The 20,280-nt window shown below is 66.4% G+C and carries 16 protein-coding genes; 7 read left to right on the plus strand and 9 right to left on the minus strand.

Annotated features, from left to right (window positions below; translation table 11 throughout):
* From E1N52_RS38195 to E1N52_RS38210, 3 genes are all read right to left on the minus strand, one after another.
* On the minus strand, positions 1–161 hold a 161-nt coding region (locus tag E1N52_RS38195), incomplete at its 3' end, for a helix-turn-helix domain-containing protein (RefSeq protein ID WP_246089378.1).
* A 261-nt stretch (positions 162–422) separates the two neighbouring features.
* The gene (locus E1N52_RS38205; RefSeq protein ID WP_133189712.1) at positions 423–689 is read right to left on the minus strand and encodes a hypothetical protein; all 267 of its coding nucleotides are present in this window, start codon (positions 687–689) and stop codon (positions 423–425) included.
* A 112-nt stretch (positions 690–801) separates the two neighbouring features.
* Positions 802–1,899, minus strand: a complete 1,098-nt coding sequence (locus E1N52_RS38210; RefSeq protein ID WP_133189714.1) for a substrate-binding domain-containing protein — start codon at positions 1,897–1,899, stop codon at positions 802–804.
* Between the two features lie 130 nt (positions 1,900–2,029).
* Here E1N52_RS38210 and E1N52_RS38215 point away from each other — a divergent pair, with 130 nt between their 5' ends.
* Genes E1N52_RS38215 through E1N52_RS38230 form a run of 4 tightly spaced genes read left to right on the plus strand, consistent with a single transcriptional unit; the run spans position 2,030 to position 7,304 of the window.
* A complete protein-coding gene (locus tag E1N52_RS38215) occupies positions 2,030–2,542 on the plus strand; it encodes an NAD(P)H-dependent oxidoreductase subunit E (RefSeq protein ID WP_133189770.1) in 513 nt (170 codons plus the stop codon).
* On the plus strand, positions 2,539–4,110 hold the full coding sequence (locus tag E1N52_RS38220) for a formate dehydrogenase beta subunit (RefSeq protein WP_133189716.1): 1,572 nt from the start codon (positions 2,539–2,541) through the stop codon (positions 4,108–4,110). The genes E1N52_RS38215 and E1N52_RS38220 overlap by 4 nt, the downstream gene beginning before the upstream one ends.
* A gap of 13 nt (positions 4,111–4,123) precedes the next feature.
* Entirely contained in the window at positions 4,124–7,060 is a 2,937-nt protein-coding gene (gene fdhF / locus E1N52_RS38225) for a formate dehydrogenase subunit alpha (RefSeq protein WP_133189718.1), read from the plus strand.
* A 4-nt stretch (positions 7,061–7,064) separates the two neighbouring features.
* Positions 7,065–7,304, plus strand: a complete 240-nt coding sequence (locus E1N52_RS38230) for a formate dehydrogenase subunit delta (protein ID WP_042260984.1) — start codon at positions 7,065–7,067, stop codon at positions 7,302–7,304.
* Between the two features lie 44 nt (positions 7,305–7,348).
* Here E1N52_RS38230 and E1N52_RS38235 read toward each other — a convergent pair whose 3' ends face one another.
* The 3 genes from E1N52_RS38235 to E1N52_RS38245 all read right to left on the minus strand — a co-directional run bounded on the left by E1N52_RS38235 (position 7,349) and on the right by E1N52_RS38245 (position 10,873).
* Entirely contained in the window at positions 7,349–9,037 is a 1,689-nt protein-coding gene (locus E1N52_RS38235) for an FAD-dependent monooxygenase (RefSeq protein ID WP_133189720.1), read from the minus strand.
* A gap of 436 nt (positions 9,038–9,473) precedes the next feature.
* Complete coding sequence (locus tag E1N52_RS38240; protein ID WP_246089401.1) at positions 9,474–10,556, minus strand: cation diffusion facilitator family transporter; 1,083 nt, start codon at positions 10,554–10,556, stop codon at positions 9,474–9,476.
* Complete coding sequence (locus tag E1N52_RS38245) at positions 10,553–10,873, minus strand: ArsR/SmtB family transcription factor (protein ID WP_133189724.1); 321 nt, start codon at positions 10,871–10,873, stop codon at positions 10,553–10,555. Before E1N52_RS38245 ends, E1N52_RS38240 begins: the two co-directional genes overlap by 4 nt.
* 153 nt (positions 10,874–11,026) lie before the next feature.
* Here E1N52_RS38245 and E1N52_RS38250 point away from each other — a divergent pair, with 153 nt between their 5' ends.
* Entirely contained in the window at positions 11,027–12,964 is a 1,938-nt protein-coding gene (locus E1N52_RS38250; protein WP_133189726.1) for a tetratricopeptide repeat protein, read from the plus strand.
* An 84-nt stretch (positions 12,965–13,048) separates the two neighbouring features.
* On the opposite strand, the gene tcuC is transcribed toward E1N52_RS38250, so the two are convergent.
* Positions 13,049–14,344, minus strand: a complete 1,296-nt coding sequence (gene tcuC / locus E1N52_RS38255) for an MFS transporter (RefSeq protein ID WP_133189728.1) — start codon at positions 14,342–14,344, stop codon at positions 13,049–13,051.
* Between the two features lie 344 nt (positions 14,345–14,688).
* Here tcuC and E1N52_RS38260 point away from each other — a divergent pair, with 344 nt between their 5' ends.
* On the plus strand, positions 14,689–15,228 hold the full coding sequence (locus tag E1N52_RS38260) for a GNAT family N-acetyltransferase (RefSeq protein WP_133189730.1): 540 nt from the start codon (positions 14,689–14,691) through the stop codon (positions 15,226–15,228).
* Between the two features lie 99 nt (positions 15,229–15,327).
* Here E1N52_RS38260 and E1N52_RS38265 read toward each other — a convergent pair whose 3' ends face one another.
* Together E1N52_RS38265 and E1N52_RS38270 are read right to left on the minus strand one after the other, a co-directional pair.
* Positions 15,328–16,689, minus strand: coding sequence for a gamma-glutamyl-gamma-aminobutyrate hydrolase family protein (locus tag E1N52_RS38265; RefSeq protein ID WP_133189732.1), 1,362 nt, complete (start codon positions 16,687–16,689; stop codon positions 15,328–15,330).
* A gap of 132 nt (positions 16,690–16,821) precedes the next feature.
* Positions 16,822–18,579 (minus strand): cation:proton antiporter, encoded by a 1,758-nt coding sequence (locus E1N52_RS38270; protein WP_133189734.1) that lies wholly within the window; start codon positions 18,577–18,579, stop codon positions 16,822–16,824.
* Positions 18,580–18,792: 213 nt separating this feature from the next.
* Here E1N52_RS38270 and E1N52_RS38275 point away from each other — a divergent pair, with 213 nt between their 5' ends.
* Complete coding sequence (locus tag E1N52_RS38275; RefSeq protein ID WP_133189736.1) at positions 18,793–20,172, plus strand: amidase; 1,380 nt, start codon at positions 18,793–18,795, stop codon at positions 20,170–20,172.
* Positions 20,173–20,280 lie beyond the last annotated feature (108 nt).

The raw sequence follows: 20,280 nt of genomic DNA on the forward strand, positions 1-20,280 counted from the left end.
GGCACCGTGGGGGAATTTGCCTGCGCCGCCGCGAATTGCTCCTGGTACTTACGGATCGTCTTCCGGTCAACGCCCGTAATCCGGGCGATCTCCCGCTGACGTTTGCCCGCTGCGACGAGCGTGGCGATGGTTGTTTGCAGATGCGGCTTCAAGACATTCACTCCAACAACCCCTCTTCTTCATTCGAGGGGTGCAAGGTAACGTCCTGCCAGACCGCGCCAGCATCATGCTCCGCGTGTCTCTAGGTGGGGGATTTTGAGGTGCCCACAGGTGGGGGAATTTGCCCGCCCATCGGGGCCACGATCCCGACGCCGGCCGCGCCGGCATAGCGCGCACAAAAAAACTCGCGACAGCCCGTTCGGGCCTCGCGAGTTTTTCTTTGCTCCATAGGCGGCGCAACTTTCGCGTGCGCCCCTAGATCATCAATTGTCCTGCGGGCACTGCAGATTACAGCCGTTCTGATCACCCAGATCGCCACGCTTACGTGCGGCACTCGGCTTGCCATGCTGATACTTGGCAGACGGCGCCGAAGCGGCGAATTGCATCTGCGGATGCTCGTTGAACTTGAACTGATCGCTCAGAATGCCGCCAGGCACGCCCGGCGAGTTCTGCGCAAACGCAACGTTGAACGTAGCAAACAACGCTGCCGCCGTTGCGGCTGCAGCACCAACTTTGAGGACAAATTTCATGGTCGATCGGCGCGACGGGCGCGCATCTGAAACGTGAGAGCGAATACAAACTGAAAGTATCACAAAAAGCGCCTTCGTCTGCAGCGTAGTCCGTCCAATACGTTGCCTTCTATTACAGCGCCTGCGCCTCGCCCTCACGCGGCCCACCCCATGCGGCTTCGAGTTCCACCACGTCGCCGCACGTCGCCGGATCGTATCCCTCCAGTTGCGCAACGGATGCGCGGAACCCCGCACCGCGCAATAAACCCAAGACGGTCGCCAGAGGCTCGTGCGCGAGATGGCCGCGATCGCACGCGAAATAGTAGTCTTCGTCGGCGATTTCAATGAAATCGAGCCCGAAATGGTGCGCCGCCGGCGCAACGCCGAAGCCCACGTCGGCCATTCCGCTCGCCACAAATGCGGCGATCGCCGAATGCGTGAGTTCCGACGACGCGTAACCGTTCACGCGCTCGGGATCGACACCGATGCGCGTGAGCAGCAGATCGATCAGCATGCGCGTGCCGGAGCCCGGCTGCCGGTTCACGAAGCGGATATCGCCGCGCGCGAGGTCGGCGAGCCCTGTGATCTGCTTTGGGTTGCCGCGCCCGACGAAGAGTCCCTGCTTGCGTTGCGTGAGATGGATGAGCACGTGCCGCTGGGGGTCGAGCCAGCTGCGGTAGGCGTTGGCGCAGGCTGCCCGAAAATCGCCGCGCGGCAGATGAAAGCCGGCGAGATCGCATTCGCCGCGCGCGAGCGCCGTGATTGCATCCACGCTGTCACGGTATTTGATCTCCACGGGCACCTGGTCGGCGACGAGCGCCGTCACGAGCGCCGCCACCGCGTAGCCGTGCGAAGCATGGATGCGCAGGTCCTGCGCATCGGGCGCGAGCCAGCGGTTCAGGTCGCTCGCCACTTCGCTCGCCAGCGCCTCGAGGTTGCCCTGCAGCCGCTCCCCGCACAGGCGCTGCGAGCGCAGCACGGCCTCGCCCAATTGGGAGAGCACGGACCCGCGGCCGCGCGCTTTCGCGATCAACGCGCCCCCCAGGCGCTCCTCGACTTCACGCAAAACGCCCCACGCATGGCGATAGGACAAACCCTTACGCTGCGCGGCCTGCGCGATGCTTCCTTCCTCGGCGACGAGCGCAAGCAACGGCACAACGTCCGTCAGGCTTGCCTCGCGGCCCTCCGCGTCGCGCACGACTAGCTGCGCGTGGCATTCGACCTTGATCATTATGAAATTTTCCTTCCTATTGCGTCCGCCTTTCCACGGGCCTATTGTTCGGTCAGACAACAAGACAACCGCAGCATAGATGCACACTTTATGAATAACAAGTGCATATATGCCCAGGAGAAGCCCCATGATGGAAGAGACAGCTGTTAGCGCGCCGGACGATCTCGTCCTGCGTCACGCGCAACCAGGCCGCACGCTGCTTGCGATCCTGCATGCGATCCAGGACGAAGTCGGCTTCGTGCCGCCGGCCACGGTCGTGCCGCTCTCGAAGGCGCTGAATCTTTCTCGCGCCGAAGTCCACGGCGTGATCACCTACTATCACCACTTCCGCACCGCCCCGCCCGCGCCGGTCACGGTTCAGCTTTGCCGCGCCGAGGCCTGCCGCAGCATGGGCAGCGAGGCGCTCGCGCAGCACGTCGAGGCGCATACCGGCTGCCGGTTCGGACAGCACGGCCACGACGCGGAACATGCGCACGCGCATGAAGGTCCGGTCGCGCTGGAGTCCGTCTATTGCCTTGGCCAATGCGCGCTCTCGCCCACCATGATGATTAACGGCACGTTGCACGCAAAAGTGACCCCGCAGAAGTTCGACAAGCTCTACGCTGCCGCACTCGCGACCGTGCGCACCGAGGAGGCCGCATGACACGCGTCTACGTTCCCCGTGACTCCTCGGCGCTTGCGCTCGGCGCGGACGCCATCGCCGAAGCCATCGAACGCGAAGCCGCCGCGCGCGGCGCGAGCATCGAACTCGTGCGCAACGGCTCGCGCGGCCTGCTCTATCTCGAACCGCTCGTCGAAATTGAAACGCCCGATGGCCGCGTCGGCTATGCGAACGTCGAACCCGATGAAGTGGGCGCACTCTTCGACGCCGGCTTCCTGCAAGGCGGCCAGCACGCACGCAGCGTCGGCCTCGTCGAGCAGATTCCGTATCTGCGCAAGCAGCAGCGCCTCACGTTCGCGCGCATCGGTATCACCGACCCGCTATCCACCGACGACTACGTCGCCCACGGCGGCCTCGAAGGATTGCGCAATGCGTTGAAGATGACCGGCGCCGATATCTGCGAAGCGCTGCTCGAGTCGGGCCTGCGCGGCCGCGGCGGCGCGGCGTTTCCGGCCGGCATCAAGTGGCGCACGGTCGCGAACGCGCAAGCCGATCAGAAGTACATCGTCTGCAATGCCGACGAAGGCGATTCGGGCACGTTCTCCGACCGCCTCGTCATGGAAAGCGACCCGTACGTGCTGATCGAGGGCATGACGATCGCGGGCATCGCGGTGGGCGCGACCGTTGGCCATATCTACGTGCGCAGCGAGTATCCGCATTCGATTGAGGCGCTCGAAGAAGCCATTCGCCGCGCACGTGCTGCCGGCTGGCTCGGCGACGACGTGCTCGGCAGCGGCAAGCGCTTCGAGCTGTTCGTGGCCAAGGGCGCGGGCGCTTACGTGTGCGGCGAGGAAACGGCGCTGCTCGAGTCGCTCGAGGGCAAGCGCGGCATCGTGCGCGCGAAGCCGCCGCTGCCCGCGCTTGCCGGCCTCTACGGCAAGCCCACGGTCATCAACAACGTCATCACGCTCGCCACGGTGCCGATCATCTTCGCGAAGGGCGCGGCGTTCTACAAAGACTTCGGCATGGGCCGCTCGCGCGGCACGCTGCCGTTCCAGCTCGCGGGCAATATCGCGCGCGGCGGCCTCGTGGAGCTTGCGTTCGGCGTCACGTTGCGCGAGCTGATGGTCGACTACGGCGGCGGCACCGCCAGCGGCCGTCCGGCACGCGCCGTGCAGGTGGGCGGCCCGCTCGGCACCTATCTGCCCGAAAGCCAGTGGGACATTCCCATGGACTACGAAGCGTATGCGGCGGTGGGCGCGGTCGTAGGTCACGGCGGCCTCGTCGTCCACGACGACACGTCGAATCTCGCCGAACTCGCCCAGTACGCGATGGAGTTTTGCACGCTCGAATCGTGCGGTAAGTGCACGCCGTGCCGCATCGGCTCGACGCGCGGCGTCGAGGTAATCGCGAAGATCCGCAAGGGCGACACGTCCGAAAAGCAGGTCACGCTGCTGCGCGACCTGTGCGACACGATGGTGTCCGGCTCGCTGTGCGCGATGGGCGGCATGACGCCCTACCCCGTGATCTCCGCACTCAACCATTTCCCAGAAGATTTCGGTCTCGAACCCGTCGCCCAACACGCAGGCCAACAACCGGCGGCTGCCTGAACGAGGAACCACCATGTCCGACACGCTCATGTCCCAAGCCGGTGGTTGCGGTTCCGGCAATTGCGCCTGCAAGTCCCAGGCAAAGAAGCAACGCTCGCCCTTCGACGATACCGATTTCGGCACGCCGCTCGTTCACGCCGACGTGGACGTCACGCTCGAAATCGACGGCCAGTCCGTGACGGTGCCGGCCGGCACGTCGGTGATGCGCGCCTCCATCGAGGCCGGCATCAACGTGCCCAAGCTCTGCGCCACCGACTCGCTCGAACCGTTCGGTTCGTGCCGTCTGTGTCTCGTGGAAATCGAAGGCCGCCGCGGCTATCCCGCTTCGTGCACGACGCCCGTCGAAGCGGGCATGAAGGTGCGCACGCAAAGCAATCAATTGCAGAAACTGCGCCGCAACGTGATGGAGCTCTACATCTCCGATCACCCGCTCGACTGCCTCACCTGCCCCGCCAACGGCGACTGCGAGCTGCAGGATATGGCCGGCGTGACGGGCCTGCGCGAAGTGCGCTACGGCTTTGACGGCGCGAATCACCTGAAAGACAAGAAGGACGAATCGAATCCGTACTTCACGTACGACCCGTCGAAGTGCATCGTCTGCAATCGTTGCGTGCGTGCGTGTGAAGAGACGCAAGGCACGTTCGCGCTGACCATTGCCGGGCGCGGCTTCGAATCGCGCGTAGCCGCCGGCGCGAGCGAATCGTTCATGGACTCGGAGTGTGTGTCGTGCGGCGCCTGCGTGGCCGCGTGCCCGACCGCGACGCTGCAGGAAAAGACCGTCGTGATGCTGGGCCAGGCCGAGCACTCGGTCGTGACGACCTGCGCCTATTGCGGCGTGGGCTGCTCGTTCAAGGCCGAGATGAAGGGCAACGAAGTCGTGCGCATGGTGCCGCACAAGAACGGCCAGGCGAACGAAGGCCACGCCTGCGTGAAGGGCCGCTTCGCGTGGGGCTACGCCACGCACAAGGATAGGATCAAGAAGCCGATGATCCGCGCGAAGATCACCGATCCGTGGCGCGAAGTGAGCTGGGACGAAGCGATCAACTATGCGGCGAGCGAGTTCCGCCGCATCCAGGCGAAGCACGGGCGCGATTCGATCGGCGGCATCACGTCGTCGCGCTGCACGAACGAGGAAACGTACCTCGTGCAGAAGCTCGTGCGCGCCGCCTTCGGCAACAACAACGTCGATACCTGCGCACGCGTTTGCCACTCGCCCACCGGCTACGGTCTCAAGACGACGCTTGGTGAATCGGCGGGTACGCAGACCTTCGCTTCGGTCGATCACTCCGACGTGATCATCGTGATCGGCGCGAACCCGACCGACGGCCACCCGGTGTTCGGCTCGCGTCTGAAGCGCCGCGTGCGTCAGGGCGCGAAGCTCATCGTCGTCGATCCGCGCCGCATCGATATCGTCGACACCGCGCACGTGAAGGCCGAGTATCACCTGCAACTGCGCCCGGGCACCAACGTCGCGATGATCAACTCGATCGCGCACGTGATCGTGACCGAAGGGCTCGTGAATGAAGCGTTCGTGGCCGAGCGCTGCGAAACGCGCGCGTTCGAGCAATGGCGCGATTTCGTCTCGCTGCCGGAAAACTCGCCCGAAACGATGGCCGATGTCACCGGCGTGCCCGCCGAGCAAGTTCGCGCCGCCGCGCGCCTCTATGCGCAGCAAGGCAATTCGGCGATCTACTACGGCCTCGGCGTGACGGAACACGCACAAGGCTCGACCATGGTGATGGGCATCGCCAACCTCGCGATGGCCACGGGCAACATCGGCCGCGAAGGCGTGGGTGTGAATCCGCTGCGCGGCCAGAACAACGTGCAGGGTTCGTGTGACATGGGTTCGTTCCCGCACGAGCTGCCTGGCTATCGCCACGTGGGCGATTCGATCGTGCGCGGCGAGTTCGAGGCGGCCTGGAACGTCGCGCTGCAAAGCGAGCCGGGCCTGCGCATTCCGAACATGTTCGAAGCGGCGCTCGACGGTACGTTCATGGGCCTCTACTGCCAGGGCGAGGACATCGTTCAGTCCGACCCGAACACCCAGCACGTGGCGGCAGCGCTTTCGTCGATGGAATGCATCGTCGTGCAGGACATTTTCCTGAACGAAACGGCTAAGTACGCACACGTGCTGTTGCCGGGCTCGTCGTTCCTCGAAAAGGACGGCACGTTCACCAACGCCGAGCGCCGCATCTCGCGCGTGCGCAAGGTCATGCCGCCGATCGCCGGCTACTCGGACTGGGAAGTGACGATCCTGCTCTCGCGCGCGCTCGGCTACGAGATGGACTACACGCATCCGTCGCAGATCATGGACGAGATCGCGCGCCTCACGCCCACGTTCCACGGCGTCTCGTACAAGAAGATCGACGAGATGGGCAGCATCCAGTGGCCGTGCAACGAAGCCGCGCCCGACGGCACGCCGATCATGCACATCGACGAGTTCGTGCGCGGCAAGGGCAAGTTCGTCATCACGAAGTTCATCGCCTCGCCGGAGAAGGTCACGCGGCGCTTCCCTCTCCTGCTCACGACGGGCCGCATCCTCTCGCAGTACAACGTGGGCGCGCAAACCCGACGCACCGAGAACTCGCGCTGGCACGAAGAAGACCGCCTCGAGATCCACCCGGTGGACGCCGAAGATCGCGGCATTCGCGACGGCGACTGGGTGGGCATCGAATCGCGCGCGGGGCATACGGTGCTGCGCGCGAAAGTCAGCACGCGCATGCAGCCGGGCGTGGTCTATACGACGTTCCATTTCCCCGAGTCGGGCGCGAACGTCATCACCACGGACGCCTCCGACTGGGCCACGAACTGCCCCGAGTACAAGGTGACGGCCGTGCAGGTCAGCCACGTGCAGCAGCCCTCGGAGTGGCAGCGCGAATACTCGCGCTTCAACACGACCCAGCTCGAGCTGCTCAGCAAGCGCGAACCGCTTACAACCTCAGGGAAATAAAGCGATGAAAGCTGATCACTTGATCGAAATGGCGAACCAGATAGGCATGTTCTTCGATTCGCTGCCCGATCGCGAGGAAGCGCTCACGGGCATCGCGGAGCACATCCGCAAGTTCTGGGAGCCGCGCATGCGCCGCACGCTGCTCGCGGCGCTCGATGGCGAAGGCGAGCAAGCGGGCTTCACGGAGATCGTGCTCGCCTCGCTCACGAAGCATCGCGAGGCGCTGACGCCCGCGGCGGCTTGAGCCGGGCCAGCCGGCCCGTCACATGAGACGCACGGCGCCGCGGTTCAGACCGCCGGCGCCTGTCCAAAGCCCGCAGCCGCGTACCACGTCTCGCAGTGGCGCAGCAGCGCGTTGAGGTCCGACGCGGGCCGCCCCCGCGCGCCGATGTAGCCGTCGGGCCGCACCAGATAAAACGCGGGCCGCGTGCGCCCGTACGATTCGGTAAGCGTTGCCGCACCTTCGCCCGCCAGCGGCGTCTCGCCGTTTGAGAGTTCGGCGATCCACCAGACCCGCAGCGCCTGCGGAAACAGCCGCTCGACGGCTTCGGCAAAACGCTTGAGCGTTGCGCCCACTTCCGCGCTGTTTTTTGCCGCTGCGGCCTCGCCGTCACCCTCCACCAGCAGGAACAACGAAAAGCACGCCGGGTCGTGCAGATCGAAGATGCGCCCCTTGCCCGGCGCTTTGCCTAACGGACCGTCCACCACGCGCACGAATGCGTCCGGGGCGCGCTCGCCCGCGCGCGGGCCGCCGTCCAGCACACGCTCGAGCGTGAGCGGGCTGCGGCGATACTGGATCGACAGCTCGCTCACCGCCTGGCGCGCTGCGTCGCGCAGCGGCCCGAGCGCGACGAGCGCCGGCATCACGCGCTCGCGCAGCAGCTTGAGCGGGCCGTGATCGGCCTCCACCAGTTGCGTCATGAAGCTCGTCTGCTGCAGCACGAGCCGCTCGATCGGGTAACGCTCCGCGTGATAGGTGTCGAGCAGGCGCTCGGGCGCGCCGCGCGCGTGCACGCGCGCGATCTTCCAGCCCAGATTGAAGGCTTCCTGAATGCCCGTGTTCAAGCCCTGCGCGCCCGCGGGGCTGTGCACGTGGGCAGCGTCCCCGGCAAAGAAAGTGCGCTCGACGCGCAGCTGCCTCACCATCCGGCTATTCACGCTGAAATACGAAGCCCAGCTCATGTCCGAGACGGACACCGGATGATGCACGCGCTGCAGGATGATGTCGCGGCACTCGGCCAGTGTGGGCACGGGGATCGTGCCTTCGGGCGCAGCGGGCAGCATGGCCTTGTGATCGGCGATCAGGCGGTAACGGCCGTGGCCGAACGGGAAGAGCGCGGCGAGACCGTCGCCCGAGGCGAAGATGTGGAACTCGTCGTCGGACCAGGGCGTGCTCGCGCTCAGGTCGGCGAGCAGGAACGATTGCGCCATCGTCTCGCCGTCGAACTTCATGTCGAGGCGATGGCGCACGGTGCTATGCGCTCCGTCGGCGGCAATCACGTAAGCGCAGCGCACCGACTCGACGCGCCCGTCGGGGCGGCGCACTTCCGCGCTCGCCCCGACCGAGCCCTGGGTGTACTCCAGCAGTTCGCAGCCGCGCTCGATCTCCACGCCGAGCGTCTTGAGATGCCCGCCGAGGATGCGTTCGGTAACCGTCTGTTCAATGAAGAGCAGATAGGGATAGCGCGTGAAGAGCGGATCGAAGTCGAGCCGCGCGCGGCGCTGGCCGTTCGAATAGAGATTCGCAATATGGGCGCGGTGGCCGAGTTCGAGAAACGGCTCGACGATGCGATGCTGCTCGAACAGTTCGAGCGTGCGCGCCTGAATGCCGATCGCCCGCGAGTGGCGTCCGGGCTGCGGCGCGCGATCGATCAGCCGCACGGGGATATGCGCGCGCGCAAGACTCATCGCGGCGGCGAGCCCGGTGGGTCCCGCGCCCACGATGAGCACGGGCGCGAGAGAAGAAGCCACGGCCATGCAGACCTCCATGCGCTCGACACGATACAAGGGCCTGCTCACATGAATAACAGGCTTGCGAACGCGCCTTGCCGGCTGCAGTGCAAGGAGGGCGGCGCGCCGTTTGGCCGAGCCAAATGCCCCGAAGGAAATCCCCTTGGGGGTCAAGCGACGCGCGACGCTGCAATGCGGCCGGCAAGGCACGTTCCCCAAACCAACTAATTGCATTACAGGGGCTGGCCACCAGAAGGGCCGATCGCTGCGTCATGCTCCTCACGAATACGTTGAGTATTCGCTTCGTCGCAATCCTTGCGCTCGGCCCTTCTGGTGGCCAGCGCAAGCCTGTTATTCATGTGAGCAGGCCCTTAGTGTATCGCCCGCGCCGGGACCGGTCGCGCGGCAGCGCATCAAATGCGCGCTGAATCGGGCGGGAAGTCGCTGCTCGAATGGCCGCGCTTCAGTGCGCGTGCGGATGCCCGTGCGCTGGCGTGTGCCTGTGCACGCCGTCCGGCATGTCCAGTGCGCAGCGATGCTCGCTCGTGCCGAGGTCCACCTGCAACGTCACGTGCCGCATGCCGAAGCGCACCTGGAGCAACTCGACCATATGATCGAGCGCGGCGTCGCCGGGGTGCCCCGCCGGCATCACGAGGTGCGCGCTCAGCGCGCAGCCCGTGGTCGAAAGCGCCCAGACGTGCAGGTCATGCACGTCGACGACCCCCTCCTGCTGCGCGAGGAAGCCGCGCACGCGCACGATGTCGACGTTCTCGGGCACGGCGGCAAGGGCAAGCCGCACCGACTCGCGCAACAGCCCCCAGGTGCCATACACGATCACGAGCACCACGGCGATCGACATGAGCGGATCGATCCAGCTCCAGCCGGTCGCAAGGATCAGCAGACCGCTCACGGCCACGGCGGCGGAAACGCCGGCGTCGGCGGCCATGTGCAGGAAGGCGCCGCGAATGTTCAGGTCGTCCTTTTGCCCGCGCATGAAAAGCCAGGCCGAAAAACCGTTGACTACCATGCCGATGGTCGCGACGACGAATACGTCGAAACCCGCGACCGGCGCCGGATTGAACAGCCGGCCAAGCGCTTGCGCCAGGATCGCGCCGCATGCGAGCAGGAGCAGCGCGGCGTTGGCGAGCGAGGCGAGAATCGACGAGCTGCCGAAGCCGAACGTGAAGCGCGCCGACGGACGGCGTGTTGCGAGCCACGCGGCGCCCCAGGCGAGCAGCAGGCCAAGCACATCGGAGAGATTGTGGCCGGCGTCGGCCAGCAGCGCGGTGGAATGCGCAAGCACGCCGTACACGGCTTGCACGACGACGATGAAGACGTTCAGCGCGACGGCGACGGCGAACGCCCGGCCGTGCCCCGCGGCGGGCACGTGATGATGGTGATGGTGGCCGTGCGCGTGACCATGCCCGTGCTGCGCGTGGTCATCGTGCGCATCGTCATGCGCATGGCCGTGGTCGTGCTGGTGCTCGCCCGCGTGTATCCCGGCGCCTTTGGCGTCATGCGCGTGTTCGTGATCGGCTGCGCTCATGCGCCCTCCTGCCATTGCGTCGAGGGCTCTGCCACGTGCTCCAGCATGCCGGCGATCATTGCGCTGATATGCGCATCCGCAGCCGCATAGAACACCTGCTTGCCCTCGCGCTCGGCACGCACGACGCGCGCGGCGCGCAAAAGCCGCAGATGATGACTCACGAGCGACGGCGACAAACCGAGCGTGTCGGCGATCGCGCCCACGGCGATCCGGCCCTGAACGCAGGCGAGCACGATACGCAGACGCGTTGCGTCGCCGAGCAGACGGAAGAGGTCGGCGAGCGGTACGACGCGCTCGTCATCGGAAACTGGGGTCATGATTACACACTATACATATGAACAAGTGTTCATATGTTAGTTCAGCAACAGATGCAGGTCAACTTTCATTCAACATTCGGCCAACTTCGGGAACGGGTCCGCGAGTGTGGGAAAATGCCGCCTTTGTGTCTCGATCGCTTTGCTTCTTCAGTCATGGAACAGCTTTTTGTCCGCGCGTACGCCGCACATCGCGACGGCCGGCTGGACGACGCCGAGCGCGACTATCGCGCGACGCTCGCCGCCGATCCCGTGCACGTCGATGCGCTGCATCTGCTCGGCGTGCTACGGCATCAGCGAGGCCAGCACGCCGAAGCCGCGGACCTCGTGCGCCGCGCGGTCGCTTTGCGCCCCGACGACGCCGCGCTCCAGCTGAACCTCGGCAACGCGCTCAAGGCGCTCGGCGAGCTGGAAGGCGCGATCGAGCGCTTTCGCAACGCGCTTACGCTCGCGCCCGCCTTTGCCCTCGCACATTACAACCTCGGCAATGCCTATGCGGCGATCGGGCGCCACGAGGACGCAATGTACGCGTTCGGCCAGGCCGTGCGCCTGCAGCCCGGCGACGCCTCCTCGCACAACAACCTCGGCAACGCGCTGCACGCGCTCGGCCGCCATGCCGAAGCCGCCGACTCGTTTCGCCGCGCACTCAAGATCCGCCCGGGCCACGCAGGGGCGCACAACAATCTCGGCATGTCGCTCAACGCGCTTGGCGACAGCGCGGGCGCGCTCGAACAGTTCCAGAAGGCGCTGCGCGTGCAGCCGCGCTTCGTCGCCGCGCATTTCAATCTGGCGAATACGCTCGATGCGACCGGCCATCACGGCGAGGCCGTGGCCGCTTTCGAAACGGCGCTTTCGCTACAGCCGCATTTCGGGCCCGCCCTCTTCGGGCTCGGCAATGCGCTCGCCGCGCTCGGCCGCCACGATGAAGCCATCGGACCCTACGAGCGTGCGATCGGCTTCGATCCGAAATTTGCCCTTGCCTGGCTTGCGCTCGGCGTGGCGCATCACGCGCTCGGCCGCCATGCGGCCGCGCTGCGCGCCTTCGACGAAGCGCTGCGCGTGCGGCCCGATCTGGCCGCCGCGCATTTGAATCGCGCGCTCACGTGGCTCACGCTCGGTGACTTCCGGCGCGGACTACCCGAGTACGAATGGCGCCTCGACCCGGCCGCACGCGACGAGGCGCACGCCAACGCACCGCGCGGCGCGGGCTACGCCCTGCCCCCGCCGGTGAGTGCACCGATTGCGCCGCGCACGCCGCAAAGCGCGCTGCCACGCTGGCACGGCGAGCCTCTGAACGGCCGCACGCTGCTGATCGAGGCCGAACAGGGTTTCGGCGACACGCTTCAATTCGTGCGCTTCGTTCCGCAAGTCGTCGCGACAGCACAGAAAACCGGCGCACGCGTCGTGCTCGAAGTGCAGCGCGCGCTCGTGCCGCTCATCGCGCCCGCGGCGGAAGCCTGGCGCATCACGCTCGTTGAGCAGGGCGCGCCCCGGCCCGCCGCCGACCTGCACTGCCCGCTCCTCTCGCTGCCGCTCGCGCTCGGCACGAGCATCGACACGCTGCCCGCGCGCACGCCCTACCTCAACGCCAGCGCGGCCTACGGGCGCAAGTGGCGCGGGTCGCTCGGCGGCCAGGCGCGGCGCAAGATCGGCCTCGCGTGGTCCGGCCGCATCCAGAAGCACGAGAATCGGGCGATTGCGCTCGCCGCGCTCGAACCGCTCTTCGCGCTCGATGGTATCGACTGGATCGTCCTGCAACCCGAACTCAGCGCCGCGGAACACGCCGCGCTCGACGCGCATCCACGGGCGCGCACGATCCACCGGCTCGGCGGCAAGCTGCAGGATTTCGCCGATACCGCGGCCGTGATCGAACGTCTGGACGGCGTCGTGTCGATCGATACCTCGATCGCCCACCTCGCGGGCGCGCTCGGCGCGAAGCTCTGGGTCATGCTGCCGTTCGCCGCGGACTGGCGCTGGTTTGCGGGCACCGACGAAAGCCCCTGGTACCCGCGCGCGCGGCTCGTGCGTCAGCCGCGCCCGCATGCATGGGCGGAAGTCGTGGAAACGGTCGCGCGCGAGTTGCGCGACGCGTAAGCGGCACAATGAAAAACGGGGCGCCTGAGCGCCCCGTTTTTTTCTTTCGCCGCGCGATCGCGGATCAATCGGTCGATTCGCCGATCAAGCCGCCTTGTACTGATTGCGCGCTTCCGGCGTGCGATAGAGCACGAGCGTCGCGATGAGGCCGCACACGCCCGCGACGCCCATCCACGCGCCCGGCGCAGCCTTGTTGCCGCTCACGTGAATAAGGTACGTCGAGATCGCCGGCGTGAAACCGCCAATCGTCGTCGCGAGGCTGTAGGCCAGTGAGAAGCCGGCGGTGCGCACGTCGGCGGGCATGACTTCGGTGAGCGCCACGACCATCGCGCCGTTGTAGCAGGCATAGAGGAACGACAGCCACAGTTCGACCGTGAGCAGGCGGCCGAACGACGGCTCCGCCACGAGCCACTGCACCGTGGGATACGCGGTGAGGATCGTGAGCACGGTGAAGGTGATCAGCATCGGGCGGCGGCCCACGCGGTCCGAAACCGCGCCGGAAACCGGCAGCCAGAAGAGGTTCGACAAGCCGATGCAGACCGTCACGATCAGCGTGTCGATCTCGTTCAACCTGAGCACTTCCTTGCCGAAGGTCGGCGTGTAGGCGGTGATGAGGTAGAACGACACGGTGGTCATGATGACCATGCCCATACCGGCAATCACGACGCCCCAGTTCTGCACCATCGACGCCATGATTTCGCCCATCGACGGACGATGCTTCTTCTTCGCGAACTCCTCCGTTTCCTGGAGCGAGCGACGAATGATGAAGAGGAACGGCACGATCAGGCAGCCGATCAGGAACGGCACACGCCAGCCCCAATTCGTCATGTGCTCGACGGGCAGCAGGCGATGCAGCAGCACGCCCAGCAGCGCGGCAAACACCACGGCGACCTGCTGGCTGCCCGACTGCCACGAGACGTAGAAGCCCTTGTTGCCCTTGGTCGCGATCTCGGAGAGATAGACCGAGACGCCGCCCAGTTCCACGCCCGCCGAGAAGCCCTGCAGCAGGCGCCCCACCAGCACGAGCGCCGGCGCCAGTATGCCGATGGTCGCGTAACCCGGCACGACGGCAACCGCGAGCGTGCCGAACGCCATCAGGCCGAGCGTGAGCATGAGGCCCTTGCGGCGGCCGTGATGGTCGATGTACGCGCCGAGGATGATGGCGCCGAGCGGACGCACGAGGAAGCCCGCGCCGAACACGGACAGCGTGAGCATCAGCGAAGCGAACGCATTGTCACTCGGGAAGTAGGTCCGGGCGATCGCCGAAGCGTAGTAGCCGTAGACCATGAAATCGTACATTTCCAGGAAGTTGCCGCTGACGACGCGGAAAACTGTCCGGAACTTTGATTCGCTTGGGGATGCGTGGGACGCGGTAGACATGACACTCTCTGAAGAGACTGACCGGGAAGCCTGAGCGGCTCGCGGGACAGTGAGAAACAATCACTCGCGGTAAAGCGAGGGTCGCGCGGGCGCGCGCGCGGGCATTTTATTGTGCGGTACGCGCCGGGACTCAGATATTCGGGCATTTCCTTAAAAGAGGCTAGCAAAAAGCATCAATGGAAGTCATTTCTTCCATTTTTATTACGATTACACTTCGTCACGCTTTCATGCGTGGCAAGCCCGCCGCGAATATCCTCGAATGGGGCAAAATACTTTGCAGCAGGGCTCGGCGCGCGGCCCCCGACGCGCGCCCTGATCCGGACGCCCGCACGTCCTCCATCCGCATGACCGAAATCCCAGCCCTCACGCTGCGCCCGGCCACCGTCGCCGATGCTCCCTTGCTCGCCGCCATGCACGCCGCAAGCTGGCAGGCCACGTATCGCGCGCTGCTGCCCGCCGCGTTTCTCGAACGCGAAGTCGACGCCGAGCGAGCGGCTTACTGGCGCGCGCGCATGGAGGCGCCAGGCGGCGAACGGAGGCTCGTGCTGATCGCCGAGCTTGCATCGGGTGCTGCCGTAGGCTTCGTGTGTGTCGAACGCCAGCCGGGCTCCCCTTGGGGCGTACTGCTCGACAATCTGCATGCGCTGCCGGCGCATCAGGGCACGGGCGTCGGCAAGCGACTCATGCGTGCGGCGCAGGACTGGGCGCGCGCCCAGGGCGAGACGCAACTGTATCTATACGTGCTCGACGGCAACACGCCCGCGATTGCGTTCTACGAGCGCCAGGGCTGGACCTACTCAGGCTCGGAACCCGACCGCATGGGCGGCATCGACATCACGGCACTGCGTTACGTCTACCGGCTCGACGAGCTGCGAAGCACGTAGGACTCCGAGGAAGGAGACCGAAATGAAAAAGCCGCGCGCAGGTTGCGCGCGGCCAGGACGGGATTGCTGCGATGCGTTGTGACCGCCCGCGGTTCGCAATCAGAAGCGCGTTTCGCGTGCGGCTCGCAAGAAGGTGTCGAGCAGCGGCGTGCAGTCGAGCAGTTCGGGGCCGCCCGCGCGATGGAACTCGGGGTGCCACTGCACGCCCACGACGAATGGCGAGCGCCGGTAACGCACCGCCTCGATGAGCCCGTCGCCCGCCGAAACGGCCTCGACGGTCAGGTCTCGTCCGAGGTTTCTCACGGCCTGATGGTGAATCGAGTTGACGATCGCCTCGCGCCGCCCGGGGAACATGGTCGCGAACGTCGAGCCCTGCGGGAACGTGACCGCGTGGCGATGCTGGTCGTAGTGTTCGCTCACGTGCACGCCGGCCGTCGGCACGTCGGAAGCGATGTCCTGGTACAGCGTGCCGCCAAACGCCACGTTGATGAGCTGGCAGCCGCGGCACACGCCCAGCACGGGCTTGCCCGATTCGACGAACTCATGCAGCAGTTCGAGTTCGTACATGTCGCGCACACGGTCGCCCGGCCATTCGGGGCGCGGCGAGACTTCCGCATACGTCTGCGGCGAGACGTCGGCGCCACCCTGGAGCAGCAGGCCGTCGAGATGCTTCGCATAGTCGCGCAAGCGGATATTGCTCGGGTGCAGCATCCCCTGGTGCCCGACCGTCGGGATCATGAACACGATGACGTCTCGAGACATCACCCAGTGTGCGATCGATTCCTCCAGGTATTGCAGCGTCTTGCCGCGCAGCCCTTGTGCACCCGGCTCCGGGTGAAAGATCCGCGCCGAGACGCCAATGCGCAGCGTACGCTGCGTGATGCGCTGACCGGCGCGGTCGAACATTTGCCGTGCTCGCGCCACGACGATGCGGCCGAACACCGCCCAGGCCGAATCGCTCGCGCGCAGATAACGCGGCGGCTCCGGCGGAATGGCGCCGGGCGGCGGCGGGTGATGTGCCGTAAAGTCGGGCGCCTGGCCGAAGCCGGCGGGCGCTGCACCCGGACGTTGCGGCGCAGCAGAAGCTGCCGTGTCGCCAGTGCTCGCCGGTTCGGTATGCGGGGCCGGCGCGGGCGCGGATTTGCCGGCCTCGGCGGTTTCGCTGATCGGAATACTCGGCGTCGTGCCCGCGGGCGCCTGCTTCGGTAGCTCGCCAGCGGTGGAAGCCGCTGCCGCCTCCCCAGCGCCAGGCGTGACGGTCGATGCGCTTTCGGGCACATCGGTCGAAGCGCGTTGCGCGGCTTCCCCAGAGGGCGAACCCGTGGGAGAAGCGGAGGGCGATGAAGAGGGGGAACCGGCGGGAGGAGAGGACGAGGGCGCGGGGGCGCCGGCAGGACCGGCATCGGCAGGACGGTGTGCGCCGTCAGGGACCTCGGGGTGGTCTGATTTGTTATCGCTCATGACGTGGGGTCAGGCGCGCGGCGCGCGAACGAATGAACAGGCTTTGATTATCCGTCGCACGGCACGCCGCCGCCACCCCCGCACACAATTGCTCACATCCCGTCACACCAGGGGGCATCGCACACGCCTCGATCAGGCATCCGGCCGCTCGTCGAAGGTCTCGCGCAACGCAATCTGCATCGACGCGTGGATCTTCACGCACCAGCGCCACAGCAGCATGGTGAGCGCCGCCGCGCAAACCAGCACGCCGACGAGGAAGCCCGTGGGCGGCAGGATCGTCCCCGAGAGCGCCGCCACGAGCAGGAACACGCCGAACATCGAGACCACGGGCACCAGTTCCGCAATCACATGACGGATCGCGCGCGTAAAGCGCCCTGCCTTCTCCGGCTGCACGCTCACTTCGGCGAGCAACAATGCGAGCGACTGCGTCTTGCGCCACACCGCCACGAGAAACGGCATCGCGAGCACGAGCGCGGCGCTCCAGAGGACGACGCGCTGAATGCGCTCGTCGGCGATCCAGTGCGCGAGCAACGGTGACGCGTAGCGCGCGCCATACGAAACGCCGATGAAGATCGCCGAGACGAGCGCGAGATTCACGGCAATCTGCACGACGATGCGCTTCGTGAGCGAAAAGATCGTGGGTCCGTCCGAGCGCGGCACGAGGCAGCGCAGCCATTGGCTGTACATGCCGAACACGTTCGAGACGGCGGGTGGCATGGCGCGCGCGAGGCGCTGCGAGAGCGGATCGGCGATGCGGATGAGATAAGGCGTGGTGAGCGTCGTGATGGCCGAGACGGTCACGGCGATCGGATAGAGAAACGCGCTCGTCACCTTCAGCGTGAGACCGAGCGAGGCGATGATGAACGAGAACTCGCCGATCTGCGAGACGGTCATGCCCACGCGCATGGCGGTGCGCCCGTCGCGGCCCGCGAGAAAGGTGCCGAGGCCGCACGACACGAGCTTGCCGAGCACCACGGCAATCGAGATCACGGCGATCGGCCAGGCGTAATCGACCAGCACGAGCGGGTTGAGCATGAGCCCGATCGTCACGAAGAAGATGGCGGAGAACGCGTCGCGCAGCGGCGCGACGAGATGCTCGATGCGATGCAGATGGCGCGACTCGGCCATGACCGCGCCGATCAGGAACGCACCGAGCGCGATCGAATAATCGAGCTTCACGACGAGCAGGCAAAAGCCGAAGCAAAAGCCGAGCACCGAGACGAGCAGCATCTCGTCGTTGCCCACGCGCGCGATATAGCCGAGCACGCGCGGCACGATCAGGATGCCCGCGAGCAGCGAGACCAGCATGAAAAGCAGCAGCTTGCCGAGCGTGATGAGCGCGATGCCCGGCGAGAGTTCGCCCGTCTGCGCAATGCCGCCCAGCAGCACGAGCATGGCGATGCCGAGAATATCCTCGACGATCAGGATGCCGAACACGAGTTGCGCGAACGGCTCGCGCTTCACGCCGAGATCGGAGAGCGCCTTGACGATGATCGTGGTCGAGGAGATGGCGAGAATCGCGCCGAGAAACAGCGAATCCATCGTGGCCCAGCCGAACGCGCGACCGATCTCGTAGCCGATCCACAGCATCAGCACGATTTCCGAGAGCGCCGCGACGATGGCGGTTGCGCCCACCTGGAAGAGCTTGCGCAGGCTGAATTCGAGGCCGAGCGAGAACATCAGGAACACCACTCCGAGCTCGCCGAGCGTCTGGATGGTCTGCTCGTCGTGAATGAGCTGGAACGGCGGCGTGTACGGCCCGATGATCACGCCCGCCGCGATATAGCCGAGCACGACCGGCTGCTTCAGGCGATGAAACAGCACGGTGACGACGCCTGCGAGCGCCATCACGACTGCCAGATCCTGAATGAAGCCGATTCCGTGGTGCATAAAGGTCTTTCCTTACAAATAGCTATCGAGTCTGAGCATGTTACCCGATGCACGGCGTGAGCCAAATCGCACGCAAGGAAAAAAGCCGACCTACAATGATGCGACCCTTGCAGGCGCCGCCCGCTCTCGGCGCCCGTCGCCGGCGGCCTGGCCGCCTGCTCCGCTGAACTTCGCGCAGCGCGCCGCCGCGCATTGACCGAGTCTTCCGCCGCCATGACCACCGCTTTTACCCCGTTCCCTCCCCTCGCCCAGCTCGCGGCCGATCTCGCCGCGGGCCGCACGACGAGCCGCGCGCTCGCCGAGGCCGCGCTCGAACGCATCGCCGACCCGGCCGGCCAGGGCGCAACCGTCTTCACGCACGTCGATGCCGAGCGCGTGCGCGCCGCCGCCGACGCGCACGACCGCCTGCGCGCGTCCGGCACCGTGCTTTCGCCGCTCGCGGGCATCCCCGTCTCGGTGAAGGATCTGTTCGACGTGGCGGGCGAAGTCACGCGCGCGGGCTCCACGGCGCTCGCGAATGCGGCGCCCGCCAAAGAGGACGCCACGGCCGTCGCGCGGTTGCGCCATGCGGGAGCGGTGCTGGTCGGCCGCACCAACATGAGCGAATTCGCGTTCTCGGGGCTCGGCTTGAATCCGCACTACGGCACGCCGCTTTCGCCGTGGCGCCGCGGCGTGGCAGGCGATGCGCGCGTAGCGGGCGGCTCCTCCTCGGGCGCGGCGGCTTCGGTCGCGGACGGCATGGCCGCCGTCGCGCTCGGCACCGACACCGGCGGCTCCATCCGCATTCCCGCCGCGTTCTGCGGCCTCACGGGATTCAAGCCCACCGCCGGGCGCATTCCAAAAACGGGCGGCGTGCCGCTCTCCCCCACGCTCGACTCGTTTGGCCCGATCGGCAACACGGTGGCGTGCTGCGCACTCGTGGACCGCGTGCTCGCCGGGCTCGCGCCGCGCGTGCCGGCCGCGCGCCACCTCGAAGGCGTGCGCCTCGGCGTGCTCACCAACTACGTGACCGACGGCGTGGACCCCGAAGTCGCGGAAACGATCGATACGGCGCTCAAGCATCTGGATGCGGCCGGCGCGATCGTGAGCGAAGTCCGCTTTGCCGCCTTCGAGCGCTTCGCTGAGATCAACCGTATCGGCTTCTCGCCGATGGAAGCGTATGCGTGGCATCGCGAGCTGATTGCGAAGCATCGGGACCAGTACGACCCCCGCGTGCTCGTGCGGATCCTGAAGGGTGAGCACGCTACGGCCGCCGACTATCTCGATCTGATCGCCGCGCGCGCAGCGGTCATGGACGAGGCTGAGGCTACGCTCTGGTCGCGCTTCGACGCCGTGGTCGCGCCGACCGTCCCGATCGCGCCGCCTCCCGTCGACCCGCTTGCCGCCGACGACGATGTCTTCGCGCGCACCAACGCGCTCGTGCTGCGCAATCCGAGCGCGTTCAACTTCCTCGACGCGTGTGCGCTCTCGCTGCCTTGCCACCACTACGGCGCAGCGCCGGTCGGGTTGATGCTCGCCGCCGCGCCCGGGAACGACGATGCGCTGCTCGCCATTGGCCGCGGCGTCGAGGCGGTGCTTGCGCCGCTGCGCTGACCTGAGCCGGAATCGCTCAAACAACCCCTGCGCGCGAGCGAGGACACGTCCGCGCCGCGCGCACCCTTCGCGCTAGAATCCCGTCACGCCGTCGCAGCCGCCTCTACG

It is taken from the genome of Paraburkholderia guartelaensis, assembly GCF_004353905.1.
Classification (GTDB): domain Bacteria; phylum Pseudomonadota; class Gammaproteobacteria; order Burkholderiales; family Burkholderiaceae; genus Paraburkholderia; species Paraburkholderia guartelaensis.